This window comes from Streptomyces sp. NPDC042259 (genome assembly GCF_055582085.1).
The window spans coordinates 163,769-181,480 of the sequence record NZ_JBVJDW010000005.1; the positions used below are offsets into that span (position 1 = coordinate 163,769).

Annotated in this window: 14 protein-coding genes; 8 read left to right on the forward strand and 6 right to left on the reverse strand. The window is 70.2% G+C overall.

Features of this window, described 5'->3' with window-relative positions:
• Nucleotides 1–139: 139 nt before the first annotated feature.
• The 3 genes from gltX to ACZ6MA_RS16335 all read right to left on the reverse strand — a co-directional run bounded on the left by gltX (nucleotide 140) and on the right by ACZ6MA_RS16335 (nucleotide 2,674).
• Nucleotides 140–1,618: a glutamate--tRNA ligase gene (gltX, locus tag ACZ6MA_RS16325; protein ID WP_469434312.1), complete on the reverse strand. Its 1,479-nt coding sequence runs from the start codon at nucleotides 1,616–1,618 to the stop codon at nucleotides 140–142.
• Nucleotides 1,611–2,393, reverse strand: a complete 783-nt coding sequence (locus tag ACZ6MA_RS16330; protein WP_469434314.1) for a fumarylacetoacetate hydrolase family protein — start codon at nucleotides 2,391–2,393, stop codon at nucleotides 1,611–1,613. Before ACZ6MA_RS16330 ends, gltX begins: the two co-directional genes overlap by 8 nt.
• Before the next feature lie 89 nt (nucleotides 2,394–2,482).
• A complete protein-coding gene (locus tag ACZ6MA_RS16335) occupies nucleotides 2,483–2,674 on the reverse strand; it encodes a hypothetical protein (protein WP_469434315.1) in 192 nt (63 codons plus the stop codon).
• Nucleotides 2,675–3,144: 470 nt separating this feature from the next.
• Here ACZ6MA_RS16335 and ACZ6MA_RS16340 point away from each other — a divergent pair, with 470 nt between their 5' ends.
• The 8 genes from ACZ6MA_RS16340 to ACZ6MA_RS16375 all read left to right on the forward strand — a co-directional run bounded on the left by ACZ6MA_RS16340 (nucleotide 3,145) and on the right by ACZ6MA_RS16375 (nucleotide 13,066).
• On the forward strand, nucleotides 3,145–6,618 hold the full coding sequence (locus ACZ6MA_RS16340) for a sensor histidine kinase (RefSeq protein WP_469434316.1): 3,474 nt from the start codon (nucleotides 3,145–3,147) through the stop codon (nucleotides 6,616–6,618).
• Between the two features lie 9 nt (nucleotides 6,619–6,627).
• Nucleotides 6,628–7,041, forward strand: coding sequence for a roadblock/LC7 domain-containing protein (locus ACZ6MA_RS16345; RefSeq protein WP_165451611.1), 414 nt, complete (start codon nucleotides 6,628–6,630; stop codon nucleotides 7,039–7,041).
• Nucleotides 7,042–7,145: 104 nt separating this feature from the next.
• A complete protein-coding gene (locus ACZ6MA_RS16350) occupies nucleotides 7,146–7,556 on the forward strand; it encodes a DUF742 domain-containing protein (protein ID WP_130880095.1) in 411 nt (136 codons plus the stop codon).
• A complete protein-coding gene (locus ACZ6MA_RS16355; protein WP_130880094.1) occupies nucleotides 7,537–8,118 on the forward strand; it encodes a GTP-binding protein in 582 nt (193 codons plus the stop codon). The genes ACZ6MA_RS16350 and ACZ6MA_RS16355 overlap by 20 nt, the downstream gene beginning before the upstream one ends.
• A gap of 329 nt (nucleotides 8,119–8,447) precedes the next feature.
• On the forward strand, nucleotides 8,448–11,474 hold the full coding sequence (locus tag ACZ6MA_RS16360) for a sensor histidine kinase (protein ID WP_469434318.1): 3,027 nt from the start codon (nucleotides 8,448–8,450) through the stop codon (nucleotides 11,472–11,474).
• Nucleotide 11,475: 1 nt separating this feature from the next.
• Nucleotides 11,476–11,898: a roadblock/LC7 domain-containing protein gene (locus ACZ6MA_RS16365; RefSeq protein ID WP_130880092.1), complete on the forward strand. Its 423-nt coding sequence runs from the start codon at nucleotides 11,476–11,478 to the stop codon at nucleotides 11,896–11,898.
• A gap of 84 nt (nucleotides 11,899–11,982) precedes the next feature.
• Nucleotides 11,983–12,504: a DUF742 domain-containing protein gene (locus ACZ6MA_RS16370; protein ID WP_469434319.1), complete on the forward strand. Its 522-nt coding sequence runs from the start codon at nucleotides 11,983–11,985 to the stop codon at nucleotides 12,502–12,504.
• Nucleotides 12,485–13,066: a GTP-binding protein gene (locus ACZ6MA_RS16375; protein WP_130880090.1), complete on the forward strand. Its 582-nt coding sequence runs from the start codon at nucleotides 12,485–12,487 to the stop codon at nucleotides 13,064–13,066. Before ACZ6MA_RS16370 ends, ACZ6MA_RS16375 begins: the two co-directional genes overlap by 20 nt.
• A gap of 228 nt (nucleotides 13,067–13,294) precedes the next feature.
• On the opposite strand, the gene ACZ6MA_RS16380 is transcribed toward ACZ6MA_RS16375, so the two are convergent.
• The 3 genes from ACZ6MA_RS16380 to ACZ6MA_RS16390 form a co-directional block, all read right to left on the reverse strand.
• Nucleotides 13,295–13,492: an acyl-CoA carboxylase subunit epsilon gene (locus tag ACZ6MA_RS16380; protein ID WP_130880089.1), complete on the reverse strand. Its 198-nt coding sequence runs from the start codon at nucleotides 13,490–13,492 to the stop codon at nucleotides 13,295–13,297.
• Nucleotides 13,493–13,503: 11 nt separating this feature from the next.
• The gene (locus ACZ6MA_RS16385; protein WP_469434320.1) at nucleotides 13,504–15,087 is read right to left on the reverse strand and encodes an acyl-CoA carboxylase subunit beta; all 1,584 of its coding nucleotides are present in this window, start codon (nucleotides 15,085–15,087) and stop codon (nucleotides 13,504–13,506) included.
• A gap of 199 nt (nucleotides 15,088–15,286) precedes the next feature.
• The gene (locus ACZ6MA_RS16390; protein WP_469434321.1) at nucleotides 15,287–17,701 is read right to left on the reverse strand and encodes a polysaccharide lyase 8 family protein; all 2,415 of its coding nucleotides are present in this window, start codon (nucleotides 17,699–17,701) and stop codon (nucleotides 15,287–15,289) included.
• Between the last annotated feature and the right edge of the window lie 11 nt (nucleotides 17,702–17,712).

Sequence of the window (17,712 nt, forward strand, 5' to 3'; positions counted from 1 at the left end):
TCACGCGGGGCCGCCCGGGCATCCGCACGGCCGCACGGGCCGCCACACGCCGGGGGCCCGCCCCCGCGGTCGAACAACCGCGGGAACGGGCCCCGGGCCCGCGAACGGGCGCTGTGGCCGCCTGGGCGGCCCCCTGAGGTCAGCCGGCGAGCTTCGCCAGGGCCGCGTCGATACGGGCCAGGGTGCGCTCGCGGCCGAGGATCTCCAGCGACTCGAACAGCGGCAGACCCACCGTGCGGCCCGTGACCGCGACGCGGACCGGGGCCTGGGCCTTGCCGAGCTTCAGACCGTGCTCCTCACCGGCGGCGAGGACGGCGGCCTTGAGGGCCTCGGCGTTCCACTCCGCGGCCTCCAGCCCGGCCCGGGCGGTGCGCAGCAGCGCGTCCGAGCCCTCCTTCATGGCCTTGGCCCAGGACGCCTCGTCGTGGGCCGGCTCGTCGAGGAAGAGGAAGTCGACGTTGGCGGTGATGTCGGAGAGCACCGTCAGCCGGGTCTGCGCGTGCGGCGCGATGGCCTCGAAGACCGCCTGGTCGAAGGACTCGGGCGCCCAGGGGGCGAACGGGGCCTTGAGCCAGGGACCACAGGCCTCGATGAACGCCTTCACGTCCATGCGGCGCATGTGGTCGCCGTTGATCGACTCGCACTTCTTGAGGTCGAAGCGCGCCGGGTTGGCGTTGACGTCCTTGATGTCGAACGCCGCGACCATCTCGTCCATCGTGAAGAGGTCCTGGTCGGCCGAGAGGGACCAGCCGAGCAGGGAGAGGTAGTTCAGCAGGCCCTCGGGGAGGAAACCGCGCTCCCGGTAGAGGTTCAGGGAGGCCTGCGGGTCGCGCTTGGAGAGCTTCTTGTTGCCCTCGCCCATCACGTACGGCAGGTGGCCGAACCGCGGCGTGGTGCCGTTGCCGACGCCGATCTCGGCGAGCGCCCGGTAGAGGGCGATCTGGCGCGGCGTGGAGGACAGCAGGTCCTCGCCGCGCAGCACGTGGGTGATCTCCATCAGCGCGTCGTCGACGGGGTTGACGAGCGTGTAGAGGGGCGCGCCGTTGGCCCGGACGATGCCGAAGTCGGGCACGTTCTCCGGGGTGAAGGTCAGCTCGCCGCGGACCAGGTCGTCGAAGGTGATCGGCTCGTCGGGCATCCGGAAGCGGACGATCGACGCGCGGCCCTCGGCCTCGTACGCCGCCTTCTGCTCGGGGGTCAGCACCCGGCACTGGCCGTCGTAGCCGGACGGCTTGCCGGCGGCGCGGGCGGCGTCGCGGCGGGCGTCGAGCTCCTCGGTGGTGCAGTAGCAGTGATAGGCGTAGCCGCCGTCGAGCAGCTTGCCGGCGACGTCACGGTAGATGTCCATGCGCTGCGACTGGCGGTACGGCGCGTGCGGGCCGCCGACCTCGGGGCCCTCGTCCCAGTCGAAGCCCAGCCAGCGCATCGAGTCCAGCAGCTGCTGGTACGACTCCTCCGAGTCGCGCGCCGCGTCGGTGTCCTCGATGCGGAAGACCAGGGTGCCGCCGTGGTGGCGGGCGAACGCCCAGTTGAACAGGGCGGTGCGGACCAGACCCACGTGGGGGTTGCCGGTCGGCGAGGGACAGAAACGGACGCGTACGGGAGTTGCGCTAGCCACGCTTGATCACCTTATTGGTGAGAGTGCCGATGCCTTCGATGGTGACGGCGACCTCGTCGCCGACGTTCAGGGGTCCGACCCCGGCCGGGGTGCCGGTGAGGACGACGTCGCCGGGGAGCAGCGTCATCGCCTCGGTGATGTGGACGATCAGGTCCTCGATGGAGCGGACCATGTCGCTCGTGCGGCCCAGCTGGCGCTGCCGGCCGTTGACCGTGCACATGATCCCGAGGTCGCTCGGGTCCAGCTCGGTCTCCACCCAGGGGCCCAGCGGGCAGGAGGTGTCGAAGCCCTTGGCCCGGGCCCACTGCTTCTCGCGCTCCTGGACGTCACGCGCGGTGATGTCGTTGGCGCAGGTGTAGCCGAGGATGACGTCCTTCACGCGCTCGCGCGGGACCTCACGGCACATGCGGCCGATGACCACGGCCAGCTCGGCCTCGTGGTGCACCTCGCTGGAGAAGGAGGGGTACGCGATGGGGTCGCCGGGGCCGATGACCGCGGTGGAGGGCTTGAAGAACGCGACGGGGGCGTCCGGGACCTCGTTGCCCAGCTCGGCCGCGTGCTCGGCGTAGTTGCGGCCGATGGCGACGACCTTGTTGGGCAGGACGGGCGGCAGCAGCCGCACCTTGCTCAGCGGGATCTTCTGCCCCGAGCGCTCGAACTCGGCGAAGGGGTGGCCCTTGATGATGTCGAGGACGGGGCCGCCTTCTGTGGAGGCGTCCCCTTCCACGACGCCGAAGGCGACGTTGCCGTCGATGGAGAACCTGGCGATGCGCACGGGAAGCTTTTGCCCCTATCTGGTCCGGCCGGAGACTGACACCCCAGGCTATCGCGGGGGTCGCCGGCGGCCCGTGCGCCGCCTGCGGGTCAGCCCTGGGGGGCCGTCACGGGCGCGGTCATGAGGACGGTGCGGCGCGGGTTGGCGGTGACGGCCGGCAGCTCCACGGCGTGCTCGCGGACGAGGTCGCCCACGGCACCGAGCCCGGTGGCGTCCTTCAGGTGCGCGAGCGTGGTGCGGCGCGGGTTGGCGGTCTTCCGGGACGGCGTCGTCGTCTTCACTGTGAGTGGCCTCGCGTTGTCGTTCTCGCACGGGTGTAAAGGTCCAGGCTAGGCCCGCCCTTCCCCACCGTCCCGCTGGAGAAGTCCTGAGTCTGCTGTGAGTTTGCTCACGAGTACGGCAAAAAATGCCGCATATCGGTCGGACATTTCGCCACCGCGAAACGGACATTGCAGGGCTGAAGCTGACGTTCCGCTCCTGATCATGGCGACTGGGACACCGGACACCCTTCCATGCCGGTGGGGTGAATTGCCGGAATGTGCCCGTTATAAGGGGTGCAGCTTTCTACATCTGGTGACCCATTCCGCACATAGCGTCACAGCATTCCCGGCGCCGGGCACCGGCCTTGTTGGAGATCCGGCACTGTGCTGGAATTCCACGGACCGCCAGGGGGCAACCGCGGTCCCCCCACGACTCGACACCGTCCCGCCGCTCACCCGGAGGGACGCCTGGTCCAGAGGTTGCGACGCTAGTGCAGGGACGTTTCAAGAGGGATGGCAGCGCTGCGGCGGAGCCGGAGCCGCGCGGTGCGACCGACCGCGGCACGCCCGCCGACGCGCCGAACGGTGGCGAGCCCGCCGACAAGCCGAAGGCGAAAAAGCCGAACGGGCCGGGCTCACGAATAGCCCTGCGCAACTGGCGCATCAGCACCCGACTGGTCTCCCTGCTAGCCCTGCCCGTGGTCGCCGCGACGACCCTGGGTGCGCTACGTATCGACGGTTCGCTCGACAACGTCGACCAGCTCGATCACATGAAGATCCTTACCGAGATGACCGGTAAGGCCACTCAGCTCGCGGACGCGCTCCAGGAGGAGCGCGACAAGTCCGCGGGCCCGCTGATCCGCAAGCTCGAGAAGGACGACCAGGTCGTCGCCCCGCGCGAGAAGACCGACCGCGCCATCGACGCGTTCCGGCAGGCGTCCACCAAGTTCGAGTCGGGCGACACGGCGATGGTCGGTGTCCAGACGACCCTGGTCGACATCACCAAGCAGCTCGACAAGATCAAGAACCACCGTCAGAACGCGTACCAGGACTCCGAGTACATCGCGCAGACGGTCAACGACTACAACGCGCTGATCACCTCGCTGCTGTCGCTGTCCCAGGACATGGCCCAGGCCACCAGCAACAGCGACATGATCGCCAGCACCCGCGCCCTGGCGACGTTCTCCTCCGCCAAGGAGTACGCCTCCATCCAGCGTGCGGTGATCAGTGCCGCGCTCGCCAACCCCAAGGGCGCCTCGCTCTCGGCGAACGACCTCCAGTACGGCAAGAACGCGCTGGAGAGCGAGGACGAGCTGCTGGGCCGCTTCACCGCGATCCGCGCCGGCGACTCCGCCGAACTGCTCCAGGCCCTCAACGGCGGCCAGACGGAGATCACCTCCGCGAACACCTTCGCCGAGCGCGCGCTCAGCAAGACGGAGGGGCTCAAGTCCGCTCCGTACACGTACATGGACTGGTACGACCAGGACAGCGTGAAGCTCGAAGAGATGTCCAAGATCGAGCAGACCCTGCTGTCCCAGATGGACCAGAAGGCGCGCGAACTCCGTGACGACGCCCAGCAGGACGCCATCCTCAACGGTGTGCTGATCATCCTGGTCCTCGGCATCTCGCTGGTCGGCGCGTTCGTCGTGGCCCGGTCCATGGTGCGGTCGCTGCGCCGACTGCAGGACACCGCCCAGAAGGTCGCCCAGGAACGTCTGCCGGAGCTCGTCAAGCAGCTCTCCGAGACGGACCCGCAGGACGTCGACACCACGGTCGAGTCGGTCGGTGTGCACAGCACGGACGAGATCGGCAAGGTGGCCGCGGCCTTCGACGACGTGCACCGCGAGGCGGTCCGCCTCGCCGCCGAGCAGGCGTTGCTGCGAGGCAACGTCAACGCGATGTTCACCAACCTCTCGCGCCGCAGCCAGGGCCTCATCCAGCGTCAGCTCTCGCTCATCTCCGAGCTGGAGAGCCGCGAGGCCGACCCCGACCAGCTTTCCTCGCTCTTCCGCCTCGACCACCTCGCGACCCGTATGCGCCGTAACGGCGAAAACCTCCTCGTCCTCGCGGGCGAGGAGCCGGGCCGCCGGTGGACCCGCCCGGTGCCGCTCGTCGACGTGCTGCGCGCCGCCGCGTCCGAGGTGGAGCAGTACGAGCGCATCGAACTGAGCGGTGTGCCGCCGACCGAGGTCGCCGGCCGCGTGGTCAACGACCTCGTGCACCTGCTCGCCGAGCTGCTCGAGAACGCGACGTCCTTCTCGTCGCCGCAGACCAAGGTCAAGGTCACCGGTCACGCCCTGCCCGACGGCCGGGTGCTGGTCGAGATCCACGACACGGGCATCGGCCTCTCGCCGGAGGACCTGGCCGCGATCAACGAGCGGCTCGCCAGCCCGCCCACGGTCGACGTCTCCGTCTCCCGCCGCATGGGTCTGTTCGTGGTCGGCCGTCTGTCCCTGCGACACGGCATCCGCATTCAGCTCCGCCCCTCCGACTCGGGCGGTACCACCGCGCTCGTCATGCTGCCGGTCGATGTCGCCCAGGGCGGCAAGAAGCCGATGCCGGGCATGCCGGGCCAGCCCGCCGCGGGCGGCGGCGCCCCGGGTGCCGGGCAGACCGGCCTCATGGGTGGCGGCCAGGCTCCCCGCCGGCCGGTTCCCCCGGCCAGCGGGCCGCGGCCCGCGCTCCCGGGCCGTCCGGGCACGACGGACAAGGGGCTGCCCACGCGCCCCGCTCCGGGTGCCGGTGCGGCTGCCGGTGCCGGTTCGACCGGCGGCAGCCTCTTCGACAGCGCGCCGCGCGGCGGCGACCGTCCCCCGCTGCCGCCCCGTGGCAACGCCGACGGCCCCGCCGCGACACCGCCCGCCGGTGACCGCGGTGGCCGCCGTCCGCAGCTGCCCGCCCGTGGCGCGGCCCCCGAGCTGCCCGGCCGTACGGCCCCGAGCTGGGGCAACGACCAGTCGCCCGCGGCCCCCAAGCCCGCTTCCGGTCCCTCGGCTCCGGCCGCCCCGGTCGACGACTGGCCGCTGGCCTCGGACGGCGGTGCCCGGCGCCCGGCGCAGGACAGCCCGCGCGGTCACGAGGACGTGGAGAACACCGGCCGGTTCCCCCAGCCCGGAAACGTCCAGCCCGGCAACACGCAGGCCGGCAACGCGCGGTCCGGCTCCGGCGGTCCCGGTGACACGTCCGAGTTCCCGCGGATCGACGCCGCCGGAACGCCCCGGAACGACACCACCGGTCAGTTCCCCCCGCCGAACGGCGCACAGCCGTCCGGCGGCCCCGGCGACACCGGCCAGTTCGCGCTGCCCGGCTCTCCCGCCGACAACGCGCAGAACAGCACCACCGGCCAGTTCGAGCGTCCCGGTGACACCGGGCAGTTCGAGCGGCCCGGCGACGGGCCCGAGGCGGGCCAGCTGCCGGCGGCCGGGCCCGGCGACGGGCGGACGCCGCTGTTCGAGGAGCTGGAGTCGCACTGGTTCCGGGGCGAGAACGGCGGCGAGGGCAACGGTGCGAACACCGCCGCCCCGGCGCCCGAGCAGGCCCCGAGGAACGGGCGCTCGCTGCCGCGACGCGCCCCGCAGCCGACGCCGACCCCCCAGGGCGAGCGGCCCGCCAAGGCCCAGCGCCCGCCGCGCGACGCGCAGGCCCCCAAGGCCCCGCAGGCGGACGACTGGCGCAACCCCAACGACGAGCGCTGGCAGCGGGCCGAACAGGTCCGCGAGCCGGCGGCCGGCGGCATCACCTCTTCCGGTCTGCCGCGGCGTGTGCCGCGTGCGAACCTCGTCGAGGGTGCCGCGCAGGAACAGGAACAGAGCAACCCGACCGGTCCGGCGGTCTCGCGTGCGCCCGATGACGTACGCGGCCGGCTGACCAATCTTCGCCGGGGCATCCAGCAGGGACGTCAGGCCGGAAACGGCTCGACCACCGGCAGTCACCACATTGGCCCCACTTACCAGCAGGAGCGTTAGTTGAGTCCGATGAGCCAGGCGGCGCAGAATCTGAACTGGTTGATCACCAACTTCGTGGCGAACACCCCGGGGGTGTCCCACACGGTGGTGGTGTCCGCCGACGGACTCCTTCTGGCGATGTCCGAAGGCTTTCCGCGCGACCGCGCCGATCAGCTGGCGGCTGTCGCCTCCGGTCTGACCTCCCTCACGGCCGGGGCCTCCCGGATCTTCGAGGGCGGCCCCGTCACCCAGACCGTGGTGGAGATGGAGCGTGGTTTCCTCTTCATCATGTCCGTCTCCGACGGTTCGTCCCTGGCCGTGCTGGCGCACCCCGAGTGCGACATCGGCCTCGTGGGCTACGAGATGGCCCTGCTGGTCGACCGCGCCGGCACCGTGCTGACGCCCGATCTCCGCGCGGAGCTTCAGGGCAGTCTGCTGAACTGACCGTACGCATACCGCAAATACCGTCCGACCGTACGGCCGAAAACCCCCCACCGGCCACCGCTCGACGGCATTATTGCCATCCTGCTGTCCCGTCCGGAGGATTCATGACCCCGCCCGCCTCGCCCGGCCCGTACGGCGCCTCGCATCACCACGCGTCGTACGGGAGTGAAGGCGACCAGCCGCTGGTCCGCCCCTACGCAATGACCGGGGGCCGTACCCGGCCGCGCTACCAGCTCGCCATCGAGGCGCTGGTCAGCTCCACGGCCGACCCGGCCCACCTCGCGGGGCTGCTTCCCGAGCACCAGCGGATCTGCCACCTCTGCCAGGAGGTCAAGTCGGTCGCGGAGGTCTCCGCGCTGCTGAACATGCCCCTGGGCGTGGCGCGGATCCTCGTGGCGGACCTGGCGGAGGCCGGAATGGTGGCGATCCACCAGCCGGGCGGCAGCGGCGAGTCCGGTGGAACGCCGGATGTGACACTGCTCGAAAGGGTGCTCAGTGGACTTCGGAAGCTCTAGCGGGAGCGTCGGCCGTTCCACCACTTCGGCGAAGATCGTGGTGGCTGGCGGCTTCGGCGTGGGCAAGACGACATTCGTCGGCGCGGTCTCGGAAATCTCTCCGCTGCGCACGGAAGCCGTCATGACCTCCGCCTCGGCGGGGATCGACGATCTGAGCCATGTCCAGGACAAAACCACCACCACGGTGGCGATGGATTTCGGCCGCATCACACTGGATGACGATCTGATCCTGTACCTCTTCGGTACGCCCGGTCAGGACCGTTTCTGGTTCATGTGGGACGACCTGGTCCGCGGCGCCATCGGCGCCGTCGTCCTCGTCGACACCCGGCGCCTCGCCGACTGCTTCCCCGCCGTCGACTACTTCGAGAACAGCGGCCTCCCCTTCGTCATCGCCCTCAACGGCTTCGACGGACACCAGCCCTACAACCCCGAAGAAGTCCGCGAAGCACTCCAGATCGGCCCCGACGCACCGATCATCACCACCGACGCCCGCCACCGCAACGAAGCCAAGAGCGCCCTCATCACGCTCGTCGAGCACGCCCTCATGGCCCGGCTCAAGTAGCTTTGCGCGACCCACAGTTGCGATGGGCGGATTTGTGTTATTGGCCACGGACCGCCGTCCGGGGTTCATAACATTTCAACAAGAGAATTGACCGGACGCGAGCACTCGGCGCGTTCGGTCAACTTCGCTCTGCACATAATTCGCCCGTCATTTGGCGCCGCTCGCTCTTAATGCCCGATTTATGTCGGGCAAATCGTCGTGTCCGGCGGCCGTGCCCACTGTTTGGAATGCACCTGCCTGCCGTGCTGGAATTCCGGGGCTGAGCAGTCACGGCTCAGCGGAAATACACGGCACAGGTCAGGTGCCGACGCCGAGAGGTTGTTGGTCGAGTGAGGCGTAGAAAGACGGGCGCCACGCAGCAGGCGCGGGACGAGCGGGGCAACTTCACCCCACCGTCGCGCTCGGCGGCGTTGCCCTCTGACGTGCCCGAAGCCCCCGCCGAGCCCGCGAAGGGCAGTGGCGGCAGGTTCTCCCCACGCAACTGGCGGGTGCCCACCCGGCTGAACGTCATTCTGCTGATCCCGGTGCTCGTCGCCCTGGTCTTCGGCGGTCTCCACGTGAAGACCTCCGTCGACACCTGGAACGAGGCGCAGGACGCCACGGACACCGCGCGCGGTGTGCGGGCCGCCGCCACATACGCCCACGCCGTGCTCGAGGAGCGCGACCAGACGGCGCTGCCGCTGCTGGCCGACAAGCGTGAGGACCCGGTCGTCAAGAAGACGCGGGACGCGACGGACGCCGCCCGGGCCGCGTTCGACAAGGCCGTCAAGAGCATGCCGGACACCCCGAGCCTCAAGCGCCGTCTGAAGCTGCTGCGCGACGCGGAGGCCGGGCTGCCCAGGCTCCGCAGCGCCGCGTACTCGTCCGCTCTGGCCGGTGCCGACACCGAGGACGGCTACGGCGCCATCCAGCGTCCGCTCATGGCGTTCTCCAACGAGCTGGGACTCGGCACGGACAACGCGAGTTCCTTCGGCCGCATGGTCTACGCCGTGCAGCTCGCGAAGGCCGCCGAGTCGCTGCAGCGTTCCCTCGGTGCGCACCTGCTGGAGAAGCCCGGCACCGCGCAGAATCGCGAGAAGCTGACGACCTCCTTCGTCTCCTACAACTTCCTGGAGTACATCGCCCACGGCGAGTACGTCCAGGCGGGCACCGACGACGACATCAACCGGCTCAACAAGGCCCTGGCCGACAAGGCCCAGGTGACCGAGCAGGACAAGATGTACGCCGCGATCTCCAGCACGCCGCCCGCGACGCTGAAGGCCAAGGGCATCACCGCCGATTCGTGGTTCACCACCGCGACGGGCAAGTTCGAGGCCTACCGCTACATCGAGGAACAGCTGGCCGACCGGGCCGTGGCGGACGCCGAGGAGGTCGCGTCCGACGCCCAGCAGGAAGCGATCATCAACTCCTCGATCATGGTGCTGGCCCTGTTCCTCGCCTTCGTGGTGGCGGGCAAGATGGCCCGCTCGATGAGCCGGAGCATGCGCCGGCTGCGCAACGGTGCCTTCGAGATCGCCGAGCAGCGGCTGCCGGCCCTGGTCGACCAGCTCTCGCGCACCGACCCCGGTCACGTCGACACCCGTATCGATCCCATTCCGATCAACACCGGTGACGAGATCGGCGAGGTCGCCCGCGCCTTCGACCAGGTCCACCGCGAGGCGGTCCGGCTGGCCGCCGAGCAGGCACTGCTGCGGGGCAACGTCAACGCGATCTTCACGACCCTGTCGCACCGCAACCAGGCCCTCATCGAGCGTCAGCTGACGCTCATCACGGAGCTGGAGAACAACGAGGCGGACCCGGACCAGCTGGAAAACCTCTTCCGGATGGACCACCTGGCCACCCGTATGCGGCGCAACGGCGAGAACCTCCTCGTCCTCGCGGGCGAGGAGCCCGGCCGCCGCTGGGACCAGCCGATCCCGCTGGTGGACGTGCTCCGCGCCGCCTCCTCCGAGGTGGAGGCGTACGAGCGCATCGAGCTGACCGGTGTGCCGGAGGCCGAGATCCACGGCCTGGCCGTGACCGACCTCGTGCACCTGCTCGCGGAGCTGCTGGAGAACGCCACCACGTTCTCCTCCCCGCACACCAAGGTCCGGGTGACCGCGACCCGGCTGCCCGACGGCCGGGTGATGGTCGAGATCCACGACAAGGGCATCGGTCTGACGCCCACGGACTTCGCGGACATCAACCACCGGTTGGCCAACCCGCCCACCGTGGACGTCGCGATCGCCCAGCGCATGGGTCTGTTCGTGGTCGGCCGGCTGGCGACCCGGCACGGCATCCGGGTCCAGCTGCGCCCGTCGGGCGAGCAGGCCGGCACCACCTCGCTGGTGATGCTGCCGGACGCCATCACGCACGGTGGCGGTGGTTCGCTGGACGAGATGTCCCCCGAGGACTTCACCCTCACGTCGCGGGCCGTGCCCGAGCAGCAGCAGGCCGCGCCGCCGGCGCCCCGGCTGCGCACCGCCGCCGAACTGGGCTTCGACGACTCCCGTTACGACCCCCGGCCGGACGCCGGCGCCGGGCCCTCGCTGGACCCGGTCGGCCGTTCGCTGATGCGTGAGGAGCGGCGCGCGGCGCTGGAGGCGCAGGCCGCCGACAACCGTCCGCTGTTCCGGGACGAGGTTCCGCAGCAGGGTTACGACCAGCGGCCCGGTCTCGCGCAGGCGCCGGAGCCGACTTCGCAGCAGCCGTATACGGAAGCCGGCTATACCGATTCCGGGTACGGCGACCAGCAGGGCTACGCCGACTACAACGCCCCCGCCCACCAAGGCGAGTGGACCGAAGCTGGTCCGTACCAGCACGGCTACGAGCAGGGGCACGGAGCCGATTCGGAATCCCTGCCGTCCGCTGACACGGCCCAGCCCGAGCGCGTAGAGTTCGACCGTCCGGGCCCCTCTTCGAGCGGCTCCCACTCGCTGACCGGGTCCGGTCTGCCGCGCCGCGCGAAGCAGTGGCAGCAGTCCGAGTCGGGCGAGGACGCCGCGGGGGCCGGCGGAGAACCGGAGCAGTCCCAGCAGGAGTCACAGCAGCGTCCAGAGGCCGACAGGTCCGACTGGCAGTCGGCGAACGACGAGCGCTGGCACCGAGCCGAGCAGCTCCGTGAGCCGAAGGCCGGCGGAATCACCTCCTCCGGTCTCCCCCGCCGGGTCCCCAAGGCCAATCTGGTCGAAGGCAAGGCGGAAACCACCCCGCAGGGCGGCCCCCAGATATCCCGCGCCCCGGAGGACGTCCGCGGCAGGTTGAGCAACCTGCGCCGCGGTGTCCAGCAGGGGCGCAGCGCGGGGACCGACACCTCCGCACATGAGCAACACGACCAGGGCTTCGGCCCCGGCGGCACCTACGATCAGGAGCGTTAGTGTGAGCCCGATGAGCCAGGCGGCGCAAAACCTGAACTGGTTGATCACCAGTTTCGTGGACAACACCCCAGGGGTGTCCCACACCGTCGTGGTCTCCGCCGACGGACTTCTTCTGGCCATGTCCGAAGGGTTCCCGCGGGACCGCGCCGACCAGCTGGCGGCGGTAGCCTCCGGCCTGACCTCGCTGACGGCGGGTGCTTCCCGGATCTTCGAGGGCGGCGCGGTCAACCAGACCGTGGTGGAGATGGAGCGTGGTTTCCTCTTCATCATGTCCGTCTCCGACGGATCCTCGCTGGCCGTGCTGGCGCACCCCGAGTGCGACATCGGCCTCGTGGGCTACGAGATGGCTCTGCTGGTCGACCGCGCGGGCAGTGTGCTCACGCCCGACCTCCGCGCCGAATTGCAGGGGAGCCTTCTCAACTAGCAAAGAGGCAGTGCGTTTCGCGCCACCGCCCCATAAGGTGCGGTGGCGCGACCAGCATCAGACAGGCAAGTTGGAGGAGGAGACGTGGCAACGCCCCCCGGCGGTTACCCGTACGGCAATGAACAGCAGGCTCAGCCCCCGCTGAACCGCTTCAATTTCCCCTCCGCACCGAGTCACCAAGCTCAGCCGGAGGCTCCGCGGTCGCCGTATGCCGCGCCCGCCCAGCCCCAGAAGCACCGGCGTGCGACCCCCTCGGGGGGCGCGCACAACCCGCTGGTGCGACCGTATGCGATGACCGGCGGCCGTACCCGGCCGCGCTACCAGCTCGCCATCGAGGCGCTGGTGCACACCACGGCTCAGCCGTCCCAGCTTCAAGGGCAGTTGCCGGAACACCAGCGCATCTGCCATCTGTGCCGTGAGATCAAGTCGGTCGCCGAGATCTCGGCACTTCTTTCCATCCCGCTCGGCGTCGCCCGAATCCTCGTCGCCGACTTGGCGGAGGCCGGACTCGTCGCCATCCATCAGCCCGGCGGCGACGAGTCCGCCGGCGGCCAGCCTGACGTGACACTGCTCGAAAGGGTGCTCAGTGGACTTCGGAACCTCTAGCGGCGAGGCAGCCCGCTCCACCACCTCCGCGAAGATTGTGGTGGCCGGTGGCTTCGGCGTGGGCAAGACCACGTTCGTCGGCGCGGTCTCGGAGATCAACCCGCTGCGCACCGAAGCCGTCATGACCTCCGCCTCGGCGGGGATCGACGACCTCACGCACGCGCCGGACAAGACCACGACGACCGTGGCCATGGACTTCGGCCGCATCACCTTGGACCAGGACCTGATCCTGTACCTCTTCGGTACGCCCGGTCAGGACCGTTTCTGGTTCATGTGGGACGACCTGGTCCGCGGCGCCATCGGCGCCGTCGTCCTCGTCGACACCCGACGCCTCGCCGACTGCTTCCCCGCCGTCGACTACTTCGAGAACAGCGGCCTCCCCTTCGTCATCGCCCTCAACGGCTTCGACGGACACCAGCCCTACAACCCCGAAGAAGTCCGCGAAGCACTCCAGATCGGCCCCGACGCACCGATCATCACCACCGACGCCCGCCACCGCAACGAAGCCAAGAGCGCCCTCATCACGCTCGTCGAGCACGCCCTCATGGCCCGGCTGCGGTAGGGCGGTCAGGGATGGCTGTGCGGATCTGCTGACGCCCGAGTGTCAGCACCTCCGCACAGCCATCGCTTTCGGTCGCGCAGACGAAAAGGTCCCCGCACTCATGACGAGTGCGGGGACCTTTCGCGTTCCGGTGGGCCGCTGTCGCGGCCTGGGCTCAGCCCTGCCAGCTGTGGGGCGCGCGGCTGTGCCCACCCGGGGGACCACCCCCGGACCCCCGGCCGGGAAGGGTCAGCCCTGCCAGCTGTGGGGCGCGCGGAAGCCCGGGGTGCGCTCCAGGCGGCGCCAGCCGGCGGAGGAGCGGCGGGGGCGGGCGGGGGCCTCGTGGCCGTTGCCGGCCGCGGCGCGGGCGAGGAGGACGGCGGTGACCGCGGCCAGCTCCTCGGCGTCGGCGGTGCCCTTCTCGACGCGTACGAGCGTGTCGTTCATGTGTTTCTCCCTTACTGGGGCGGGTTGCCGTGCTTGCGCGAGGGCAGATCGGCGTGCTTCGTCGCGAGCATGGCCAGCGACTTGATCAGCACCGAACGGGTTTCCACCGGGTCGATCACGTCGTCGATCAGCCCGCGCTCGGCCGCGTAGTACGGGTGCATCAGCTCCGCCTTGTACTCCTTGACCATGCGGGCCCGCATCGCCTCCGGGTCGTCGGCCTCCGCGATCTGCTTGCGGAAGATCACGTTCGCCGCGCCTTCCGCGCCCATCACGGCGATCTCGTTGGTCGGCCACGCGTACGTCAGGTCCGCACCGATGGACTGGGAGTCCATCACGATGTACGCACCGCCGTACGCCTTGCGCAGGATCACCGAAATACGCGGAACCGTGGCATTGCAGTACGCGTACAGCAGCTTCGCGCCGTGGCGGATGATTCCACCGTGCTCCTGGTCCACACCCGGCAGGAAGCCGGGGACGTCCAGAAGAGTGACGATCGGGATGTTGAAGGCATCGCACATCTGGATGAATCGCGCGGCCTTCTCCGAGGCCTCGATGTCCAGGACGCCGGCCAGGGACTGCGGCTGGTTGGCGACGATGCCCACGACCTGGCCGTCGAGCCGGGCCAGCGCGCAGATGATGTTGGTGGCCCAGCGCTCGTGGATTTCCAGGTGGTCGCCGTCGTCGACGAGCTCCTCGATCACCTTGCGCATGTCGTAGGGGCGGTTGCCGTCCGCCGGGACCAGGTCCAGCAGTGCGTCGCCGGTGCGGTCGGCCGGGTCCTCGGAGGCGACCCGCGGCGGGTTCTCCCGGTTGTTCTGCGGGAGGAGGGAGAGGAGGTAGCGGACCTCTTCGAGGCAGGTTTCCTCGTCGTCGTAGGCGAAGTGGGCGACGCCGGAGGTCTCGGCGTGCACATCGGCGCCCCCGAGCCCGTTCTGCGTGATCTCCTCGCCCGTCACGGCCCGCACCACATCGGGGCCGGTGATGAACATCTGCGAGGTCTCACGCACCATGAACACGAAGTCCGTCAGCGCCGGGCTGTACGCCGCACCACCCGCGCACGGGCCCAGCATCACACTGATCTGCGGGATGACACCCGACGCCTTGGTGTTGCGCTGGAAGATCCCCCCGTACCCCGCGAGCGCCGAGACACCCTCCTGGATCCGCGCACCCGCACCGTCGTTCAACGACACCAGCGGAGCACCCGCCGAAATCGCCATGTCCATAATCTTGTGGATCTTCGTCGCATGGGCCTCACCCAGCGCACCACCGAAAATCCGGAAATCATGCGCGTACACAAAGACCGTACGCCCGTGCACCGTCCCCCACCCGGTGATCACACCATCGGTATAGGGCTTCTTCGCCTCCAGGCCGAAACCCGACGCACGGTGCCGCCGCAGCGGCTCCACCTCGGAGAAAGAGCCTTCGTCGAGGAGGAGGTCGATACGCTCGCGAGCGGTCAGCTTGCCCTTGGCCTTCTGGGCCTCGGTCGCCCGGTCACTGGGGCCACGCCGAACCTGCTCGCGGATGGCGTGCAGCTCGGCGACGCGCCCACGGACGTCACTCGCCTCTACGGGCGCACCTTCGAGATTGCTCATGCATAGACGGTACGTGCCAGGGGTGCCGGAAACTCATGTCGGTTTCATACAACGTCATGCGGTGTTTCGTGGGCAGGCGGCACAGAAACGCACGCGGGCTTTATCACTTCACCACACCCCTCAGGGGCTCCTGGGGCTGTGGGTATCCCACAAATCTCCACGTCACGAGCCGTAGGCCGAGCGTCTTGACGGCGGGGGCTCATCCGAGGGCCACCTCGCAGGCGTGGGCCGCGCATGCCGTTCCCGGCTGGAAGCGCAACCGCAGCGCTTCTCCCGTGGCGAGCACGCGGACCGAGGCGTCGTGCGCGGTGACCCGGCGCACCGGCCGGTTCCACCGGAGGTCGATCGGGGTGCCGGCCCGCAGCGGATCGGCGAGGTGGAGGGTCGCGGTGCGGCCCCGCCGGCGGACGAGCACCGCCGCGGGGGCCGTGACGCAGAGCGTACCGGCCGTGCCCGGTGACCAGAAATTGGCCGCGGTGAGTCCCTGCGGGGGCACATGGACGGCCTGGCAGTCCCGGGAGTTGGCGAGGACGGTGAGCCGGCCGGGGTCTCGGGCGTGGGCGGTGAGTTCCGGGAGGGTGGCTCCGGGCATGAGGACGTAGACGTACGAGGAGTCGGCGGGGTCGGTGCCATGGGGGCGCAGGAGGGTGAGGTAGCGGCGGGTGATCCGGTCGGGGCTGCCACCGGTGTTGATGTCCCGCCAGGAGCCGGTGCGTGGCCGGCGCAGCGCGGTGAGCGGGGTTCCGCCGGGAAAGAGATAGCCGCCGTGCCCTTCGAGGTGGGCCCAGTGGGCGCGGGCGTAGGACCGCGACCAGTCGTCGTCGTGGGGCTGGGGTGCGCCGTCGACGGTGAGCCGTGGGGCGCCGGTGGCACCGAGGTTGCGGTTGTCGACGACCGTTTCGACGGGGACGCCGTCGTGCGCGGTGATCCCCGCGCCGAGGCAGATGAGGGAGTCGGCGACGCAGAACCAGGACTTCCTGGCCTCCAGGGTGGAGCCCAGCCCCTTGAGGTGCTGGCCGACGGCGGCGAACTCGCCGTCGGTGACGCCGCCCACCCAGCGCACAGCGGGCTTGGGCTCGCCCCAGCCGCCGCCCTCGTTGTCGGCGAGGGGCTTGCTGGAGACGGTGGTGCCGGGCAGCCGGTACGGGTCGACGGTGGGCCAGAAACCGTCCGTGTACTGACTGTCCGAGTGGGGGGTGTGCCACCAGTAGAGCATTCCGGCGCCGGTGTGCCAGCCGCGTGGGTTCTCACCGTTGCCGTTCTCGTAGTGGCTGACGCGGTCGGAGGCCATGGCGATGTTCGCGGTCCAGCCGGGGCGCCGGTGGACGGCCCGGTCCATGGCGGCGAAGAGCCGGTGTCCGACGGGCTCGGGGGCGGCCGGTGCGGGGCCGTCGTCGACGGCGGCGATCCGGGCCAGGTCGGCGACACCGAACTGGGGGTCGGTGCGTACGGGGCTGGTGGTGTCGCGGGCGATCCAGCCTTTGACCAGGGCGTGCCAGCGGTCCCGTTCCGTCGCGTTCGCACTGGCGGACAGCAGCGCGATGGCGGCGATGAGCGCGTGGCCTCTCTGGTGGTCGCTCTGGGGCAGCCGCCGGGGGTCGGTCGTCTGTATTCCTCGGCTGATGGCACGTCCGGAGACGCTGTCCATCATCAGGCCGTTGTGCAGCAGGGGGGCGTAGGCTCGCTCGACGCTGTCGTGGATGATCTGCCGGCGAGGGTCGGTGATCTCCCAACTCGACCCGCGGAGCAGGAAGAAGAGCCGCCCCAGCCCGTCGAGCAGCACCTGTCCGTAGGTGCCGGAGTAGGCGACCGAGGTGTGCTGGATGAAGGAGCCGTCGGCGTAGAGCCCGTCGCCCTTGGTGACATAGGGGAAGACCGGCGAGAGGGCGTCGCGGGCGAGGGCGACCTTGGCGGGGACCGCGCCCAGGATGCCGCGCACGGCCACCACGCGGCACAGGTCGACGCGGTTGGCGCCGGTGCTGGTGCCGGTGTAGGCGCCGAGCATCGTGTCGGGGACGAAGTGGTCGACGGCGGCGAGTTGCCCCGCGCGCCGGGCGGGTTCGACGCGGTCGTGGAGGAGGGTGAGGGTGTCCAGGAGCAGCCGGGGGCTGCCGATCTGCCATTCCCACCAGTTGCCGTAGCGGGTGGTGCCGGGGTGGTAGATCCGGTCGTGGAGGTGGTCGAGCCCGGCGAGGACGTCGGCGGCGAGCCCGGCGTCATCGGTGCCGCCGGTGCCGGGCTGGGCGTAGGCCTGGGCCATGGTGTGCAGCCGCGCGTAGCTCTGGGTAATGCCGGCGGGCGGGTCGAAGGGCGCGTCGGGCCAGAGCGAGGTGGGACCGGGCCGCATGCTCGCCCGGTGGGCACGGGCGAGGTCGCCGGTGCGGCGCAGGGCCGAGGCGTAGGGCTCGGCCGAGGCGTCGAATCCGGTACCAAGCATGAGGGCGCGCCATCTCTCCCGCAGCGTCCGGAACTCGTCGGCCGCGTCCGCTTCCGCGCCGATCGCGGCCGTTCCCTCGTCGCGCGCGGCCGCCGGGGCGGGGAGGGTGAGGCCGAGGGCGGTCACGGCGGAGGCGGCGAGGAAGTCACGACGGGTCCAGCGTGAGGCTGACGGCACGGCGGGTCCTC